The organism is Streptomyces sp. NPDC021020, from assembly GCF_044333285.1.
Classification (GTDB): Bacteria; Actinomycetota; Actinomycetes; order Streptomycetales; family Streptomycetaceae; genus Actinacidiphila.
In genome coordinates, this window is the sequence record NZ_JBIRQQ010000007.1 from 78,967 (window position 1) to 95,698 (window position 16,732).

A 16,732-nucleotide genomic window follows, 5' to 3' on the forward strand; every position below is an offset into this window, starting at 1 on the left:
CCTCACCCACGACAGCCCCACAGCAGCCCCACACGAGCGAGGAGAGCCCATGTGCCTGGCGGTGCCCGGCAGAGTGCTGGAGATCGAGGACCGGGACGGCACCCGGATGGCCAGCGTCGACTTCGGCGGTGTGGTCAAGGAGGTGTGCCTGGAGTACCTGCCGGACCTGGAGGTCGGCGAGTACGCCATCGTGCACGTGGGCTTCGCGCTCCAGCGGCTCGACGAGGAGTCGGCGCTCAGGACGCTGGAGCTGTTCGCCGAACTCGGCATGCTGCAGGAGGAGTTCGGCGACGCGTGGGAGATCGCGGCGCAGGCCGGTGCAGTGGAGCACGGCGCGGGGACGACGCGGGAGGAGCTGCGGTGAAGTACATCGAGGAATTCCGGGACCCGGACCTGGCCAGGCGGCTGCTGGACCGCATCCGCGCGACCGTGACCCGGCCGTGGGCGCTGATGGAGGTGTGCGGCGGGCAGACCCACACCATCATCCGGCACGGCATCGACCAGCTGCTGCCCGACGAGGTCGAGCTGATCCACGGTCCCGGCTGCCCGGTGTGCGTGACCCCGCTCGAAGTGATCGACAAGGCGCTGGAGATCGCGTCGCGTCCGGACGTGATCTTCTGCTCGTTCGGCGACATGCTGCGGGTGCCGGGCACCGGGCGCGACCTCTTCGGGGTGCGCGGCGAGGGCGGTGACGTACGGGTGGTGTACTCGCCGCTGGACGCGCTGCGGATCGCGCAGCAGAACCCGGAGCGGCAGGTGGTGTTCTTCGGCATCGGCTTCGAGACGACCGCGCCGCCCAACGCCATGACGGTCTACCAGGCGCGCAGGCTCGGCATCCGCAACTTCAGCCTGCTGGTGTCGCATGTGCGGGTGCCGCCCGCGATCGAGGCGATCATGGGCTCGCCGGACTGCCGGGTGCAGGCGTTCCTGGCGGCCGGCCATGTGTGCAGCGTCATGGGCACGGGCGAATACCCGGAGCTGGCGGAGCGTCACCGGGTGCCGATCGTGGTCACCGGCTTCGAGCCGCTGGACATCCTGGAGGGCGTGCGGCGCACGGTGGCCCAGCTGGAGCGCGGCGAGCACACCGTCGAGAACGCGTACCCGCGGGCGGTGCGCGAGGAGGGCAACCCGGCGGCGCGGGCGATGCTCGACGACGTCTTCGAGGTGGCCGACCGGGCGTGGCGCGGTATCGGCGTGATCCCGCGCAGCGGGTGGCGGCTGTCGGAGCGCTACCGGGAGTTCGACGCCGAGCACCGCTTCTCGGTGGACGGCATCCGCACGGTGGAGCCCGCGGCCTGCCGGGCGGGCGAGGTGCTCCAGGGGCTGCTCAAGCCGGACCGGTGCGAGGCGTTCGGCACCGTCTGCACCCCGCGCACCCCGCTGGGCGCCACGATGGTCTCCAGCGAGGGCGCGTGCGCGGCGTACTACCTCTACCGGCGGCTCGGTACCGCCCCGGCGCGCCAGGAGGCGACCTCCGTTGTCTGACACCCTTCCCTCGCCGGCCGCCCCCGCGCCGGTGGACATGCTGTCGTGGACCTGCCCCGCGCCGCTGCGCGACCAACCGCGGGTGGTGATGGGGCACGGCGGCGGCGGGGCGATGTCCGCGGAGCTGGTGGAGCACGTCTTCGCGCCGGCGTTCGGCGGCGAGGTGCTGGCGCAGCTCGGCGACGCAGCGGCCGTCACGCTCGGCGGCGCCCGGCTGGCCTTCTCGACCGACTCGTACGTGGTGCGCCCGCTGTTCTTCCCCGGCGGCTCGATCGGCGACCTGGCCGTCAACGGGACGGTCAACGACCTGGCGATGAGCGGCGCCCGGGCGGCGTACCTGTCCTGCGCCGTGATCCTGGAGGAGGGCGTGGAGATGGCGGTGGTCGCCCGGGTCGCCGCGGCGATCGGGGCGGCGGCGCGGGCGGCGGGCGTGGAGGTCGCCACCGGCGACACCAAGGTCGTGGAATCCGGGCACGGCGACGGGATCTACCTCAACACCGCGGGCATCGGCCTGATCCCGCCGGGCGTCGACCTGCGGCCCCAGCGGGTGGTGCCGGGTGACGTGGTGATCGTCAGCGGTCCGGTCGGCGCGCACGGCGTGGCGGTGCTGAGCATGCGCGAGGGCCTGGAGTTCGGGGTGGAGGTGGAGAGCGACACCGCGCCGCTGGGCTCGCTGGTCGAGGCGATGCTCGCCGTCACCGCGGATCTGCACGTGCTGCGCGATCCGACCCGGGGCGGGCTCGCCGCGTCGCTCAACGAGATCGCGGCGGCGTCGCGGACCGGCGTGGTGCTGGAGGAGCGCAGTGTGCCGGTGCCGCCGCCCGTCGCCAACGCGTGCGCGGTGCTGGGGCTCGACCCGATGTACGTCGCCAACGAGGGGCGGCTGGTGGCCTTCGTGCCGCGCGAGCACGCCGACGCGGTGCTGGCCGCGATGCGCGCCCACCCGCTGGGCGCGGGCGCGGCCGTGATCGGCGAGGCGGTCGCCGAGCACCCGGGCATGGTCGTGGCCCGCACGGGCCTCGGCGGCACGCGGGTGGTCGACCTGCCGGTGGGCGAGCAACTGCCCAGGATCTGCTGAGCGGTGGGCGGTCCGGCGCGGGGTGACGAGGGGGGCGCGTCCGCGGGAGCCTCCGCGCCCGGCTCCGGCCTCGGCCCTGCCGCCCGGGCGCGGCCCGGTTCTGTGCCGGGCTCCGGCGGCGGGGCGGGCCCCGGGCGGGCCTCCCGGCGCGGGGTGCTGCTCGCGGCGGGCGCCGGGGCGCTCGCCGCCGGGTGCGGCTCGGGTCCGGCCCCCGCGCCCCGCGGGCCCGGCCGGGTCCCCGCCGACTGGCGGCTCGGTTCCGCGGGGCCGGACGACGCCGTCCAGGGCTATGCCGACCGGGTCAGCGTGCTGCCCGGCGAGCGCTTCGGGCTGTACGTGTCGACGACCGCCCGCACCTTCCGCGTCTCCGCCTTCCGGGTCGGCTGGTACGACGGGGCGCAGGCCACCCGTGTGTGGGCCTCGGGCCCGGTCGCCGGCGGGCGGCAGGGGCGGGCCCGGCTGGCCGTCGCCCGGCGGACGGTGGCGGCCGGGTGGGAGCGGAGCCTGGAGGTGGCCGCCGACGGCTGGCCCGAAGGGGCCTACCTGCTGCGGCTGGAGGCGGACACCGGCTTTTGCCGGTACGTCCCGCTCGTCGTCCGCTCGGCGCACGCGGCGGGCCGCACGCTGCTGATGCACGCCGCCGCGACCTGGCAGGCGTACAACGAGTGGGGCGGCTACAGCCTCTACCGGGGGCGGGACGACACGTACGAGCACCGCTCGCTGGCGGTGACGTTCGACCGGCCCTACGCGGCGAGCGGCGCGGAGAAGTTCCTGGCCTACGAGCGTGCGGCCGTGGTGCTCGCGGAGCGGTCGGGTATCCCGCTGGCGTACACGACCGGGCTGGACGTGCACCGGGACCCGGCGGTGCTGCACGGCGCGACCACGGCCGTGGCGCTCGGGCACGACGAATACTGGACGCCGCAGCAGCGCGCGCACGTCACGGCCGCCCGGGACGCGGGCACCAACCTGGTCTTCCTGGGGGCGAACACCTGCTACCGGCGCGTCCGGCTGGAGCCGGGCGCGGACGGCACGGCGGGCCGCACGGTGGTCTGCTACAAGACCGCCTTCCACGCCGACCCGTACCTCGCGGAGCACCCGGACATGGCGACCACCGACTTCCGCACCGGGCCGGGCGCGGATCCGGAGTCGTCGCTGACCGGCGTGATGTACGAGGGCTTCCCGGTCGACGCGCCGTACGTGGTGGAGGCCCCCGACCACTGGGTCTTCCGCGGCACCGGGGTCCGCCGCGGTGAGAGCTTCGACCACCTGGTGGGCGTGGAGTACGACCGGGTCATGCCGCAGCGGCCCACTCCCGGGCCGCTCGAAGTCGTCGCGCACTCCCCGCTGACCTGCAAGGGCCGCTCCAGCCACGCCGATTCGGCCTACTACACCACGCCCGGCGGGGCGGGCGTCTTCGCCACCGGCACCATGCGCTGGGTGGAGGCCCTGATGGCGGGCACGGACCTGGACGGCCGCGACCACGGCATGGACGCGCGCACCGGGCGCTTCGTCACCCGGGTCACCGAGAACGTCCTGACGGCCTTCGCCGAGGGCCCGGCGGGCCGCGGCCGCCCGGCCCCCCGCGACAACACCGCGCGGCTGTACGGGACCTGACGGCACGAGGTCCGGCGCCCCAGCTGCTGGGCCCGTCTTCTTGTATCAGCCATCCACCGGTCACCGGGTGGAGCCCGTCGGGGAGCAGCCTTGCCGTGCCCCTCTCCCCTGCGCGCCCGGACGGCGCGCGCCCCAGGAAGGAACGCCGATGTCCGAGGCCCCGCACGACCCCGCTCCCCAGCAGGACCAGGCACCCACCCGGCGGCGGCTGCTCGGCGCCGCCGCGGCCGTGGGCGGCCTGGCCGCCGCCGCGTCGGTGCTGCCGCCCAACCTCAGCCGGGCCGCGGCCGCCGAACCCCGGTCGGGCGGACGGCTGTCCGACATCGAGCACGTGGTGATCCTCATGCAGGAGAACCGCAGCTTCGACCACTACTTCGGCACGCTGTCCGGTGTGCGCGGCTTCGAGGACCCGCACGCCGTCCGGCTGCCGGGCGGCCGCCCGGTCTTCTACCAGCCCGACGCCCAGAACCCCGACGGCTACCTGCTGCCGTACCACATGGACTCCCGCACCACCGCGGCGCTGGCCGTGCCGTCGCTCAGCCACGCCTGGCAGGCGCAGCACAACGCGTGGAACGGCGGCGTGATGGACAGCTGGCTGCCCGCGCACCGCGCCGCGGACGGCAACGCCAAGGGCCCGTACACGATGGGTTACCTGACGCGCGACGACATCCCCTTCCACTTCGCGCTGGCCGACGCCTTCACCGTGTGCGACGCCTACCACTGCTCGGTGATGGGCCCGACGCACCCCAACCGCTACATGCACATGACCGGCACGATCGACCCGGACGGCCTGGCGGGCGGCCCCGCGCTGGACAACAACGCCGCCAAGGGCACGTACTCCTGGACCACCTACCCCGAGCGGCTGGAGGCGGCCGGGGTGAGCTGGCGGATCTACCACGAGCCGTCCTCCGGTCCCGGCGGCGGCCCCACCGGTCTGGCGCCGATCGCCAACATGGCGCAGTACCAGGCGGCGAAGCCCGGCGACCCGCTGTACGACAAGGCGATCGCGGAGAGCCCCTTCGGGCAGTTCGAGTACGACGCGATGAACGGGACGCTGCCCAAGGTGAGCTGGCTGCTGCCGCCGTCGCTCTACGACGAGCACCCGGCCCGTACCCCCGCGGCGGGCGCGAACTGGCTGGCCGGCAAGATCGACGCGATCGCCGCCAACCCGGAGACCTGGGCGAAGACCGTCTTCATCCTCAACTACGACGAGAACGACGGGCTGTTCGACCACGTCGTGCCGCCGACCCCGCCGGCCGGCACCGCGGGCGAGTTCGTCACCAGGACCTCGCCGACCGGGGTGCCCGGCAACAACCTGCCGGTCGGGCTCGGCTTCCGGGTGCCCTGCGTCATCGTCTCGCCCTGGACGGTGGGCGGATGGGTCGCCGGCGAGACCTTCGACCACACCTCGGTGCTGCGCTTCCTGGAGCGGCTGACCGGGGTGGCCGAGCCCAACATCAGCCAGTGGCGGCGCCGCGTCACCGGTGACCTCACGTCGGCGCTGCGCATGGACGGGCCGCGCCACCCGGCCCCCGGCCTGCCGCAGACGGGCGCCCGCCACAACCTCGCCCAGTACGAATCGGCGAACCTGCCGCTGCCGTCGGTGCCGGCCCAGCAGCGGGCGCCCCGCCAGGAGCGCGGCCACCGGCCCCGTACCTGACCCGGCGTCACCGGCCGCGGCGGCGGTTCAGGCCGGCTGCGGGAGGGGCTCGGCCGGGTCGGTGAACCCGGCCGGCCCGGCGGCCCCAGGAGCTCCGGTCCGTCCCGCCGGGTCGGCGGCGCGGACGCGGGCGAGCAGCGCGGCGGGGTCGGGCTCGGCCTGGAGCGCGGGGAGCAGCACCTCCCACATGCCGCGCAGCCGCTCCTCGATGCGGGCCCTGTTGTCGACGGCCTCGGAGACGGTGTGCAGGCCGAAGAAGGCGTAGACGACGGTCAGCGCGGCCGTGTCCGGCGCGATGCCCGGGGCCAGCTCGCCCGACTCCTGCGCGTCGCGCAGCAGTCCGGTGACCGTCTCGGTCCACGCGGCGAACGGGCCGGGGACGGGGGCGTCGATCGCCCGGCGCTCCATCCACAGCCGGGACCCGGCCCGCACCACGACGTCGTCGCGGAAGGCGCGGGCGACGGCGAAGCTGAGCGACACCATCTTGTCCAGGGCCGGCGCGGGCGAGGCGCGGACCTCGGCGATCTTCGCGGGCCAGGTGTCGAGGGTCGCGGTGACGACCGCGAGGGCGAGTTTCTCCTTGTTGCTGAAGTGGAAGTAGATGGCGCCGCTGGTGCGGCCGGACTGCGCGCTGATGTCGCTGATGCTCGTGCCGGCGTATCCGCGTTCCTCGAAAAGCCGCGCCGCGGCTTCCACCAGGTACCTGCGCGTCGCCTCGGCCCGTTCCTGCACGTCCACTCCGCAATTTCCGCCCGCCGCGCGGTGGCGGCGTGTCGCCAATGGTGGCAGCAATCTAGCGCGTGATCGACTTCTGGCCGTCACATGCGCGAAGCAATGCGGGTGCGAATTCTCCGGACGCGGGTTTTTCTTGTCATATGAAGAATCTGGCCGGTCCTTCGTTCGCCTCGGTCCGCGTCCCTGATCTGACCTGGTCCCATCCCGTTCCCCGGGAGCTGGTGCACCGCAGGGCAGTCACCGAGGTACTGCTGACGGACGTCAGGGAGGGTCCGGCCGGCGGCTTCCGCGCCGCGGCCTGCTGGCCGTATCCGCATACCACCTTCCCCGCCGACGGCACCGGCCGGCACAGCCCGCTGCTCGTGGTGGAGACGCTGCGCCAGCTCGGCATCTACCTGCCGCTGCGGTGGTTCGGCGTGCCGCCCGCGACCCGCATGATCATCGACGACCTGCGCTTCGCGCTGGACCCCGAGCAGGAGCCGGCCGCGCTCGCCGGGCAGACCGAGATCAGTTGCGCGATACGCGTGACCGACCCGCGGCAGCGCCGCGACGGTTCGCTCGCCGCGCTGCGGCTGGCGGTCGACTTCCGGGCCGGCGGGCGGCTGTTCGCCCAGGCGGGCGGGGGTGCGCGGTTCCTGCCCGAGGAGAAGTACGCGGCCGTGCGCGGCGACCGGCTCGGCGCCCCGCAGCCGCCGCCGGGGCCCGGCACGCGGCCCGCTCCCGCGCTGCTCGGCGTGGCGCGCGCCGCCGACGTGGTCGTGGCGCACGGGACCGGCGGGCTCACGGTGGACCCGGCGGACCCCGCCCACCCCTTCTTCTTCGACCACGCGAGCGACCACGTGCCCGGCATGGTGCTGCTGGAGGCGGCGCGGCAGAGCGCCGCGGAGGCCACCGGCGGGCAGTTGCTGCGGCCCGTCAGCGCCGTCATGGCCGCCGTGCGCTTCACCGAATACGCACCGGCGCCGCGCATCGACGCCGCGGCCCACCACCGCACGTGCGCATTCCGGATCCGGCAGGGCAGCACGGTGACGGCATACGGCGTTCTCGGTTTCCGGTGATATGAACTGCACGCGAGGGGGCGCGCGGCACACGCGACACGATTCTTCACACCGGAGAATTGCTTGACCACTCCAGGTGGCCATCCATAACGTAACGATCGTTATGTTCCTGGTGACGCCCGGTGGCGCGGGCGAGCACCGGGTATCCCTTCGCGCGCCTTTTCCCGCATCTCGCTGTCGCGTGGTGCGCGGGGCCGCACCACCTCCTCGCCCGGGCAGACGGGCCGAATCCCCTTCCTGCCCGTGTGCCCGGGCATTCCCGAACGGAATTCTCGCCAATGAACGACCACCGCATTTCCGTTTCCCCGCCGTCCTCGCCGGAGTCCGCCGCCCCGTCGACGGCGCCGGCGCCCGTCCCGGCGCCCGCACCCGCACCCGCGCCCGCGCCCGCAGCACCCCAGAACGGCGCGGCGGCGGCCGCGCGTAGCGCGTCGGCCGACCACGCGGCCGTGACCGACGTACCCGCACCCGGGCGCTCCGCGGAGCGCGCCGCGCTGCTGGCCTGGACGCCGGACGCGGTCGTCTTCGACTGCGACGGCACGCTCATGGACACCGAGCGGAACTGGCAGGACGCCCGCGAACTGACGCTCAGCGACCACGGGCTGCGTGCCGCACCGGGATTCGCCGAGCGCGCCAAGGGCGTGCACTACACCGAGTGCGGCCAGCTCATGGCCGACGAGGCGGGCCGGCCGGAGCTGGCCGACGAGCTGACCGGCGCGCTCCTGGACCACTTCCGCGCGCTGGTCGCCGAGAACGCCGCGACCATGCCCGGCGCGGCGGAACTGGTCCGCCGGGCCGCGGCGTTCGCGCCGCTCGCCGTCGCCAGCAACTGCCCGGCCGACGTCGTCGAGACCTGCCTGTCCGCCGCCGGGCTGCTGTCCTTCTTCGACCATCTGGTGGTGCCCGACACCGCGGTGCGCCCCAAGCCAGCACCCGACGTCTACCTCACCGCCGCCCGGCTGTGCGGGGCGGCGCCGGAGCGCTGCCTCGCCGTCGAGGACTCCGCGTGCGGTGTGCAGGCGGCGCGCCGCGCCGGGCTGCGCATCCTCGGCGTGGGGCCGTGGCCGGGCAACCGCGTCGCGGGGGACGTCGACCTGTGGGTCGACCGGCTGGACGACCGGGATGTCACCGCGTGGGCGGAGCGCCGGGCGGCGCGGACCCATCCGCACTGAGCCGTACCGCGGGCCCGTCCGCCCGGGGCCGGGCGGTGCCGTCCCGGCCGCTTCCGGCCGCGGTTCAGGGCAGCAGCGGGGCGAGTACGGTGACCGGGCCCGCGGCCGCGGTGAAGAGCAGGGCGACACCGACCGCTCCGGGGTCGGGCACGCCGGCCGCGCGATCGCCGAGGTAACTCGCGCGGCCGCGCCGGGCGGTCATCCGGGCGGTGCCGTGCACCCCGCGCCACGCGGCGCCCGCCGCCTCGCCGAGGGCCTGCGCCGGATCGGCTCCGGTGGCCGCGGCCAGGGCCGCGGCGGCCGGGGAGAGGGCGTCGACGAGCGTCTTGTCGCCGACCTCCGCCTCGCCGACCCGCTGGATCGCGGCGAGCCCGTCGCGTACCCCCGCCGCGAGCGCGGCGGTGGGCGCGACGGCGGCGCCTTCGCGCACCGCCTCGGCCATCTCCTGGAAGAGCAGGCCGAACAGCGGGCCGCTGGTGCCGCCCACCTCGTCCAGGAAGGCGCTCGCCGCGGCGCCGAGCGGCGGCACGGGGCCGCGGCCGGGTACGGGCGGGGCGTCCAGCAGGCGCAGGGCGGCCTGCAGGCCGGCGACCAGGTTGGTGCCGAAGTCGCCGTCGCCGACCTGCTGGTCGAGGGCGGTCAGTTCGGCCTCGGTCGCCGTGGCCGTCGTCGCGAAGGCGCGCACCCACCGCTCGGTGAAGGCGGCGAAGGCGACGGGGCCGGGGCCGGTGTGCTCGGGTCGCATGGTCGTGTCGCTCATGGTGCCTCTCCCGGGATCTGCGGCATCGCGCCCGGCCAGTCGGGCGGCGCCGGAGTGGCGGGCCAGGCCGGGGTGGCGGCCGGCGCGTCGTAGAGCCGCAGCAGCTCGTCGTCGGCGTCGAGAAGCGTGACGGAGAAGCCGCGCATGTCCAACGCGGTGACGAAGTCGCCGACCAGGACGCGCACGGTGTCCGCACCGCGCTTGTCCAGCAGCCGCGCGACCTCCCGCAGCACCGCGTACAGCTCCAGTCTGGTGACGCCGCCGAGGCCGTTGACCAGCACGATCAGCCGCGAACTGCCGCCCAGGCCAAGGGCCTCGGCGAGCGAGGCGACCATCTCCTCGGCCAGGTCGCGCAGCGAGCGGGCCGGGAGCGTGCGGGCGGCGCGCTCGCCGTGGATGCCGACGCCGTACTCCAGCGTCCCCGGCCGCAGCTCGAAGGCGGGCGCCCCGGTCACCGGCGAGGTGTGCGGGGCGGATGCGACGGCGAGGCTCCGGCACCGCGCGACGACCTCGGTGCCGAGGGCTTCGAGATCGGCCAGGCCGCGGCCGGTGTCGGCGGCCGCGCCGAGGATCTTCTCCACCAGCACGGCGGCGCCCGTGCCGCGGCGCCCGGTGGCGGAGTCCGCGGACTGCGAGGCGACGTCGTCGTCGATCAGCACCCGCCCGCAGCGGATGCCCTCGTGGGCGAGCCGCTCGGCGGCGATGCCGAAGTTGATCCGGTCTCCGGTGTAGTTCTTGACCAGCAGCAGCACCCCGTCCTCGCGGGCGACCGAGCGGGCCGCAGCGAAGACCTGGCGGTTGTGCGGCGAGGCGAACACCCGTCCCGGGCAGGCGGCGTCCAGCATGCCGGCTCCGACGTACCCGGTGTGCAGCGGCTCGTGCCCGGAACCGCCGCCGGACACCAGTCCGACGCGGCGTGCCGGGGCGGGCCGCAGCGCACACAGATAGCCGTCCCGCTCGTCCCAGCGGACGGTGTCCGCATGGGCGAGCGCGAATCCGGCCAGCGCGTCGTCCACCAGGTCGGGGAGGGCGTTGGCGAAGTACAGGCTCATGGCGCGACCTCCTGTCCCCACCTCATCGTCAGGGCTGACCCGGCGACCGGCAACCGGGTGCCGGTCGCCGCCCGCCCGGCCCGGGGCGTCCTGCCTGCCCGGCGCCCGCGCACGGCGCGGGCGCCTCACCCGGACGGCGTAAGGGCGCGCCGCCCGGCGTGCGGGTGCCGGGAGCGCGCGCAGGGCGGTGGCGGCGCCCCCGGGGTCGCGCGCGCGGCGCGGGGCCCCGGTCCCGGCCCCGCGGTCCCGGGACCGGCTGCTGTCCTCCTGCCGTGCGGCGGCCTCCCGCACCCGGGCGCCGCGCCCGAGCGGCCTGCCACGGCGGCACCATGACGCCACGTCAGGCACTCCGGGCGCGCTCCCGGGCCGGTGCGGCTCGACCGCGGCGCGGGTCCGGTCCCCCGTGCCGCCCCGCAGATCTCCGGTACGTACGAGTTCGACTTCACTGACACAGGATGTCAGCGGACCTGCGGACAGTGGTGCCATGCACCTGGCTCACCACTCCTCCCGCCGGGCCGAGCGGCTGCTCGTGCCCGCCGCCTTCGCCACCGCCCTCGGCAACAACGTCCAGCTCATCGTCGGCGCGCTGCTCATGATCAGGGAGCAGCGCACCATGATGGCCGTGGGCTGGCTCTTCATCGCCGTCGCCGGACCGCAGGCGCTGCTGTCGCCCCTCTTCGGACGGATGGCCGACCGCTTCGACCGCCGGACCCTGTGGATCGGCTGCGACGCCGCCAGCGCGGCGCTGGCCCTCGCGCTGCCGCTGTGGCTGGTCTGCGGCGGCTCCCCCGGGCCCGGCATCTACGGCGCGAACCTGGCGCTCGCCGTCGTCAGCGCCCTCTTCCTCCCCGCCAGCTCCGCGCTGATCAAGGAGCGGGTCCCCGCGGAGCGGCTGCGGCGGTTCAACGCCCGCTACGAGATGGCGACCCAGGCGGGGATGCTGCTGTCGGCGACGGTGGGCGGGCTGTGCGTCCAGGCGTTCGGCGCCGTGCCGCTGCTGGTGTTCAACGCCGGGACCTTCGCCGTCTCCGCGCTGTGCGTGGCCGCGGTGGGGCGGCGTCCGGAAGGGTTCCGGACGGCGGCTGTGCCCGCCGGGAGTCCGGCGCCGGCGGCCCCGCGCGGGCCGCTGCGGATGCGCCGCTTCATCCTGCTCTACGCCCAGGGGAGCGTTGTCGTCACGGTCTTCAACGCCCTGCTGCCCACCGCCCTCATCGGTGAACTCCACCGCGGCGCGGGGGTGTTCGGCGTCGTGGACGCCCTCGGGTCGCTGGGCTTCCTGGCGGCGGCCGGCGCCTACCGGATCGTCAGCAGGCGCAGCCCGGACCTGCGGATCGCCGTCGCGGGCTTCCTGGTCTGCGACGCGGGCCTGGTGCTGCAGAGCCAGTTCGGGCTCACCGGCTACCTCGTCGCGGTGCCGCTGGGCGCGTTCTTCTTCGGGCAGGCCCGGATCGCCTCCCGGACCATGCTGATGGCCTCGGCGGACGACGCGACGGTGGGCAGGGTCTTCGGACTGGCGAACGGAGGCGGGCTGGCGGCCACGGTCGTCGTGATGCTCCTGGTCGCGGCGGTCACCGACCACAGCGACACGCGCTACGGCTTCGGCGTCCTCGCCGCTCTGGGGCTGCTGGCGACGCTGTCCGCCGGGCTGCTGCTGCGCTCGGCGGACCCGGACCCGGACCCGTACCGGCCGAGCACGGCCGCGGCCGCCTCCGCGACCGCGCGGCGCAGCTCCTCGGGGCCCAGCACCTCGATGTCCGGACCGAGGGAGAGCAGCGTCGGCACCGCCAGCTCGACGGACTCCAGGGGCACCGTCGCCGTCACCCAGCCGTCCGCCTCCGGCGGCCCCGCCGAGGCCTCGACCGCGCGGACCAGCGCCGCGTCCAGGCGGTCCGGCAGCGCGGGCAGCAGCACGGGGGCGAACCGGACGCGGGCCTGAAGCCGGAGCCTGCGCGCGTCGTAGGCGGCCAGGTACTCCTGCCAGTGGGCGGCGAGGTCGAAGCCGCCGGGGCGCTCGAAGCCGTCCTCGGTGACGTCGAGGCGGAGGATCGAGGACACCCGGTAGGTCCGGACCGCGCCGTCCACCGCTGCGACGAGATACCAGACACCCGCCTTGAGGACCAGCCCGTAGGGGTCGAGCGCGCGCTCGACCTCCTTCGGCTCCGCCCAGCGGCGGTAGCGCACACGGATCCGCCGCTGATTCCACACCGCGCCGGCCAGCGCCACCAGTTCGGGCGGGGAGTCCTGCTCGCGGTACCAGCCGAGGGCGTCGAGGTGGAAGCGCTCGCGGACCCGGCCGGCCCGGTCCCGCAGCGGGGCGGGCAGCGCGGCGGTCAGCTTGAGCTGCGCCGCCGCGAGCACTTCGCCGAGCCCGAGGTCGTCGGCCGCGCCGGGCAGCCCGGCGAGGAAGAGGGACTCGGCCTCGTCGGCGTGCAGCCCGGTCAGCCGGGTGCGGTAGCCGCCGAGCAGCTCGTAGCCGCCGTGGTGCCCGGCGTCGCCGTAGACCGGGATGCCCGCGCCGCTCAGCGACTCGATGTCCCGGTAGACGGTCCGGACCGACACGCCCAGCTCCGCGGCCAGCTCGCCGGCCGTCAGCCTGCCCCGGTTCTGCAGCAGGAGGACGAGGGAGAGGAGCCGGGCCGCGCGCATGCCCCGATCATCCCAGGCCCGCGGGCCCCGGACGACTGGCGCACGCCCGCTCCCGGTCCCCCGCGCGCCGGGTCGCGCGGCGGGCGCCGGTGCTGTGGACGGTGTGCGAGCCGGGTGTCGGTTTTCGACGCCGGTCGCGGCGCCCGGCGCTCACGCGGGAGCGAACTCGGGGGCGAACTCGGGAGCGAACTCGGGAAGGACCCCCTTCACCAGCAGGAAGCAGCCGTAGGGCCTTTCCTCGCCCGTGATCACCACGGCGAAGGCGGCGCGGGCCCGGTCGTAGAACGCCTGGCGTTCCAGCGCCTCGACGGCCACCGGCCTGCCCGCCTCCTCGGCGACGACGGCGAGGAAGTCGGTCTGCACCGCCGGCCGGCCGCCGGGGTCCGCGACGACCTCCATGCGCGCGACGGGTTCGGGGACGAACGTGTCGAGCGGCAGGAGCCCGAGGACGGCCCGGCCCGCCGAGACGACGTCGGCGCCGTCGAGGCGGATCACCCGCTCGTTCACGGAGTGGGCGGGGAAATTCCGGTCGACGAGGGCGATCATGTCCCCGTGACCCATCTGCGCGAGCGCGTGGAGCAGGTCCGGGGAGAGCAGCGGGTCGATCCCCTTGAGCATGGGCGGCAGCCTTCCTTCGTGGGTGCGTGCGGGTCAGCGGTCGGAGGTGGGCGGCGCGGTCCGGCGGCGCAGAAGGGGCGGCGCGAGCAGCCCGCAGGGCTCGGGGGCGGCGCGCAGGCCCGTGCCGGCGTAGTAGCGGTTGGCCGCCGACGGGGTGAGGCGGATGCGCAGCTCGTTCGGGCCCGGCCGCAGGTGTCCGGCGGGGATCGTGAACCGGTAGGGGGACCAGCCGCAATCCCCGGCCGGTTTTCCGCCGACCGACAGCGACGCCCCTCCGGCGACGGCGGGGAGCGTCAGCTCCAGCGTGGCCGGCGTGTCGAGCACGATCTGCCGCACGTAGTCCGCGGCGCCCGCGAAGGAGGGAAGGCCCTGCCGCTCCCAGCCGTGCGTGACGGCGATCGGGCGACTCGTGCCCGCCTCCTCGTGGGCGTCGTCCGGGATCTCCAGGGACCACCCGGAAACCAGCTCCTGCGGCTCCGACCAGGCACCGGCCGCCGGCTCCCCCGCGGCCGCCACCGCGCCGGGCACGGTCTGCCCGGCCCGGCACACACGCAGCAGACGCAGCGCGTTGGGCTCCAGCCGCCACGCGACCGTACCCTCGGCCGTTCCGAGGTCGTGCACGCTGCCGTCGGCGGCCGTCCACTCCTCGACGTGCCAGACCCCTTCGGGCAACGCGACCTCCACCGCGGACCCGGCCCCGGGGCCCGCGAAGCAGGCGAACCGGAAGGCGCCGGGGAATTCCGGGCCCCCGCGCCAGCGCACCGCCGAGCCGTCGGGCGTACGCACCTCGGGCACGTCCGGGTCGTGCGGGGCGAGCCCGCGCAGCGCCGCCGCGTCGGGAACGACGGCGGGGGCCTCCACCGAGGCCGCCAGCTCCGCCCAGTCCGCCGCCGCGGTCTGCGGCCCCTCCTGGTAGACGGCGGGGGTGGCCCCGGCGGCGAGTACGCGGACCCCCGCCTCGGCCATGCGGCGGACGCGGCGCAGCACCTCGGCGGAGCGCAGCGTGGTCACCGCGGGCAGGACGAGCGCCCGGAAGCGCCGCCCGCCGAGGAGGACCGCGCCGTCCGTCACGGTGCACGCCTCGATGTCGCGCTCGTCGACGAGCTGGAATCCGACCCCGGCCGCGGTGAGCGCGCGCGCCCAGTCACCCGTCGCGCGGGACTGCGGGCCGAGCTGGCCCTCGGTCCACAGCGTGCGCAGCGGGTAGAGGACCGCGACGTCGGCCCGAGGGGTCACCGGCTCCAGGAATTCGCTCAGCCGGGCGCTCTCGGCCGCGAACCGCGGATGGTGGTCGGCGAACCACGGTTCGAAGTTGATGCCCGGAGGGAAGTCGAAACGGGGGTTGCTCAGCGACGTGTGGTCGGCGTCGTGGCCGTGGGTCTGGTAGAAGCCGTGGAAGATCATCTGCCGCATGCCGTGCAGGTGGTGGGTGATCGCGGTGGCGCGCAACTCCTCCAGGCCCAGTCCCCAGTGGCCGGACCACGGGGCCCCGCCCTCGGGCGGGGTGAGGAAATACTGCTCGACCATCGTGCCGCTGCGTCCGTGGTGGCGGGCGACCGAGTCGCCGAACACCGGGCTGAGCTGCGCGACGGCGTCCTGGGCGTCCACCGCCGTCAGATCCCGGTATCCGTCCACGCCGAAGTGGTCGAGCCCGAAGTTGACCCGCAGGTCCCAGTGGGCGAACGCGGTGTCCAGCCGCCAGCCGCCGACGTGCCCGAGCACCTCGTGGCCGGACTGGAGCAGGCCGTGGGCGTGGCTCCAGGCCCGCAGCCGGCCGAGGAAGGTCTCGGTGGCGTACGCGCTGAAGTGCGCGTAGAACTGCGCGCGCAGGCCCAGCTGCTCGGGTTCCGTGCCGTCCAGCACCGCGGCGAGCACCTCGGGGGTGCGCCCGCCCCAGCGCTCGCGGATCGAGGAGGCCAGCGCTGCGTGGAAGGGCATCGCCGAGCGCAGGTCGCCGGTGCGGCCTTCCCAGTCGTAGTACACGGCGTGCGGCTGGTCGAAGAACATGTAGGCGACGGTGCTGGCGAAGAAGTCGCCGAGGGCGTCGGCGAAGGGCTGGTAGCCCGCCTCGACGAAGCGGTCGACGGCGGCCGGGTCGACGGGGTTGACCAGGCGCGAGGTGGCGCACCGGGCCGAGACGAGGACGACGGCCTCGGCTCCTTCCGGGACGGGCCCGGCGAGCTGGACGCGGCATCCGTCGGCGGCGCCCCGCACACGGTCGACGAGGTCCGGCCGCTCGGCGACCGGGCCCCGGGGGGCGGCCCTGAGCAGGACGTACTCGGTGTGCCAGTCGGCCCACAGGGCCGCGCCGCCCTCGTAGTGCCACCGCATCGCGGCCGGACCCAGATCCTCGGTCGCCGAGCGGATGCCCCGAAGCGTCCCCTCGCTCTGCCCCGCGCCGATCCGCACCCAGAACAGATGCCGCTCGCGCAGTTCGTCGTGCCCTTCCACCGCGCGGCCGCCGGCGTGGCCGGTCTGCCAGTTGTAGTCGTCGTAGATGCCGACGACCATGCCGTACCGCGCCGCCTCCTCGACCGCGCAGCGGCAAGCGGTGAGGTAGTCCTCGTCGAGGTAGCCCTCGATCGGGTAGGACAGCCGCGCCTGCACCTGGAAGCCGCGGATCCCGGCGTCGTGCATCTGCCGCACCTGGGCGCGGATCGTCTCCCGGTCGGGCAGGTGGTGCCAGAACCAGTACGTGGCGGGCGAGTGCCACGGGTCGGGATGCCGGAAGCGCTCCAGCGAGGTCTCGTGTGCGGACACCGGATGTCAGCTCCTCGGGTGGCGGGGGGGGGGGGGGGGCCCCCCCCCCCCCCGGGGGGGGGCGGGGGGGCGCGGCCGCGGGGGGGCGCGCGGG

13 protein-coding genes and 1 pseudogene are annotated in these 16,732 nt (G+C 75.3%); 8 read left to right on the forward strand and 6 right to left on the reverse strand.

What is annotated here, in order from left to right; translation table 11 throughout:
• Positions 1-49 precede the first annotated feature (49 nt).
• The 5 genes from ACH4SL_RS21755 (at position 50) to ACH4SL_RS21775 (ending at position 5,837) form a co-directional block, all read left to right on the forward strand.
• Complete coding sequence (locus ACH4SL_RS21755) at positions 50-364, forward strand: HypC/HybG/HupF family hydrogenase formation chaperone (protein ID WP_398447958.1); 315 nt, start codon at positions 50-52, stop codon at positions 362-364.
• Positions 361-1,485 carry a hydrogenase formation protein HypD gene (hypD, locus tag ACH4SL_RS21760; protein WP_398447960.1) on the forward strand — a complete coding sequence of 375 codons (1,125 nt, stop codon included), beginning with the start codon at positions 361-363 and terminating at the stop codon, positions 1,483-1,485. The genes ACH4SL_RS21755 and hypD overlap by 4 nt, the downstream gene beginning before the upstream one ends.
• Positions 1,478-2,563: a hydrogenase expression/formation protein HypE gene (gene hypE, locus ACH4SL_RS21765; RefSeq protein WP_398447962.1), complete on the forward strand. Its 1,086-nt coding sequence runs from the start codon at positions 1,478-1,480 to the stop codon at positions 2,561-2,563. Before hypD ends, hypE begins: the two co-directional genes overlap by 8 nt.
• A gap of 102 nt (positions 2,564-2,665) precedes the next feature.
• Positions 2,666-4,177, forward strand: coding sequence for a N,N-dimethylformamidase beta subunit family domain-containing protein (locus tag ACH4SL_RS21770; RefSeq protein ID WP_398447964.1), 1,512 nt, complete (start codon positions 2,666-2,668; stop codon positions 4,175-4,177).
• A gap of 148 nt (positions 4,178-4,325) precedes the next feature.
• The gene (locus ACH4SL_RS21775) at positions 4,326-5,837 is read left to right on the forward strand and encodes an alkaline phosphatase family protein (RefSeq protein ID WP_398447966.1); all 1,512 of its coding nucleotides are present in this window, start codon (positions 4,326-4,328) and stop codon (positions 5,835-5,837) included.
• Between the two features lie 27 nt (positions 5,838-5,864).
• On the opposite strand, the gene ACH4SL_RS21780 is transcribed toward ACH4SL_RS21775, so the two are convergent.
• The gene (locus ACH4SL_RS21780; protein ID WP_398447968.1) at positions 5,865-6,575 is read right to left on the reverse strand and encodes a ScbR family autoregulator-binding transcription factor; all 711 of its coding nucleotides are present in this window, start codon (positions 6,573-6,575) and stop codon (positions 5,865-5,867) included.
• A 137-nt stretch (positions 6,576-6,712) separates the two neighbouring features.
• Between ACH4SL_RS21780 and ACH4SL_RS21785 the strand changes: the two genes are divergently transcribed.
• The gene (locus ACH4SL_RS21785; RefSeq protein WP_398447970.1) at positions 6,713-7,630 is read left to right on the forward strand and encodes a ScbA/BarX family gamma-butyrolactone biosynthesis protein; all 918 of its coding nucleotides are present in this window, start codon (positions 6,713-6,715) and stop codon (positions 7,628-7,630) included.
• Positions 7,631-8,079: 449 nt separating this feature from the next.
• Positions 8,080-8,802, forward strand: coding sequence for an HAD family hydrolase (locus tag ACH4SL_RS21790; RefSeq protein ID WP_398447972.1), 723 nt, complete (start codon positions 8,080-8,082; stop codon positions 8,800-8,802).
• 64 nt (positions 8,803-8,866) lie between these two features.
• Here the strand turns inward: ACH4SL_RS21790 and dhaL are convergent, their stop codons facing one another.
• Both dhaL and ACH4SL_RS21800 read right to left on the reverse strand, forming a co-directional pair.
• Positions 8,867-9,562 carry a dihydroxyacetone kinase subunit DhaL gene (gene dhaL, locus ACH4SL_RS21795; RefSeq protein WP_398447974.1) on the reverse strand — a complete coding sequence of 232 codons (696 nt, stop codon included), beginning with the start codon at positions 9,560-9,562 and terminating at the stop codon, positions 8,867-8,869.
• Positions 9,559-10,614, reverse strand: coding sequence for a dihydroxyacetone kinase subunit DhaK (locus ACH4SL_RS21800; RefSeq protein ID WP_398447976.1), 1,056 nt, complete (start codon positions 10,612-10,614; stop codon positions 9,559-9,561). Before ACH4SL_RS21800 ends, dhaL begins: the two co-directional genes overlap by 4 nt.
• A gap of 592 nt (positions 10,615-11,206) precedes the next feature.
• Here ACH4SL_RS21800 and ACH4SL_RS21805 point away from each other — a divergent pair.
• A pseudogene (locus tag ACH4SL_RS21805) lies at positions 11,207-12,253 on the forward strand (MFS transporter); the annotation flags it as partial.
• Here the strand turns inward: ACH4SL_RS21805 and ACH4SL_RS21810 are convergent.
• From ACH4SL_RS21810 to ACH4SL_RS21820, 3 genes are all read right to left on the reverse strand, one after another.
• Positions 12,205-13,260, reverse strand: coding sequence for a helix-turn-helix transcriptional regulator (locus tag ACH4SL_RS21810; RefSeq protein WP_398447978.1), 1,056 nt, complete (start codon positions 13,258-13,260; stop codon positions 12,205-12,207). The pseudogene ACH4SL_RS21805 and the gene ACH4SL_RS21810 sit on opposite strands and share 49 nt — an antisense overlap.
• 150 nt (positions 13,261-13,410) lie before the next feature.
• Complete coding sequence (locus ACH4SL_RS21815) at positions 13,411-13,878, reverse strand: RbsD/FucU family protein (RefSeq protein ID WP_398447980.1); 468 nt, start codon at positions 13,876-13,878, stop codon at positions 13,411-13,413.
• Between the two features lie 33 nt (positions 13,879-13,911).
• Positions 13,912-16,638: a hypothetical protein gene (locus ACH4SL_RS21820; RefSeq protein ID WP_398447982.1), complete on the reverse strand. Its 2,727-nt coding sequence runs from the start codon at positions 16,636-16,638 to the stop codon at positions 13,912-13,914.
• Positions 16,639-16,732: the final 94 nt, after the last annotated feature.

Coding starts and splice junctions, on each gene's coding strand:
- ACH4SL_RS21775 (WP_398447966.1), top strand. CDS start 4,326: ATGTCCGAGGCCCCGCACGACCCCGCTCCCCAGCAGGACCAGGCACCC.
- ACH4SL_RS21800 (WP_398447976.1), bottom strand. CDS start 10,614: ATGAGCCTGTACTTCGCCAACGCCCTCCCCGACCTGGTGGACGACGCG.
- ACH4SL_RS21810 (WP_398447978.1), bottom strand. CDS start 13,260: ATGCGCGCGGCCCGGCTCCTCTCCCTCGTCCTCCTGCTGCAGAACCGG.
- ACH4SL_RS21815 (WP_398447980.1), bottom strand. CDS start 13,878: ATGCTCAAGGGGATCGACCCGCTGCTCTCCCCGGACCTGCTCCACGCG.
- ACH4SL_RS21755 (WP_398447958.1), top strand. CDS start 50: ATGTGCCTGGCGGTGCCCGGCAGAGTGCTGGAGATCGAGGACCGGGAC.
- dhaL (WP_398447974.1), bottom strand. CDS start 9,562: ATGAGCGACACGACCATGCGACCCGAGCACACCGGCCCCGGCCCCGTC.
- ACH4SL_RS21785 (WP_398447970.1), top strand. CDS start 6,713: ATGAAGAATCTGGCCGGTCCTTCGTTCGCCTCGGTCCGCGTCCCTGAT.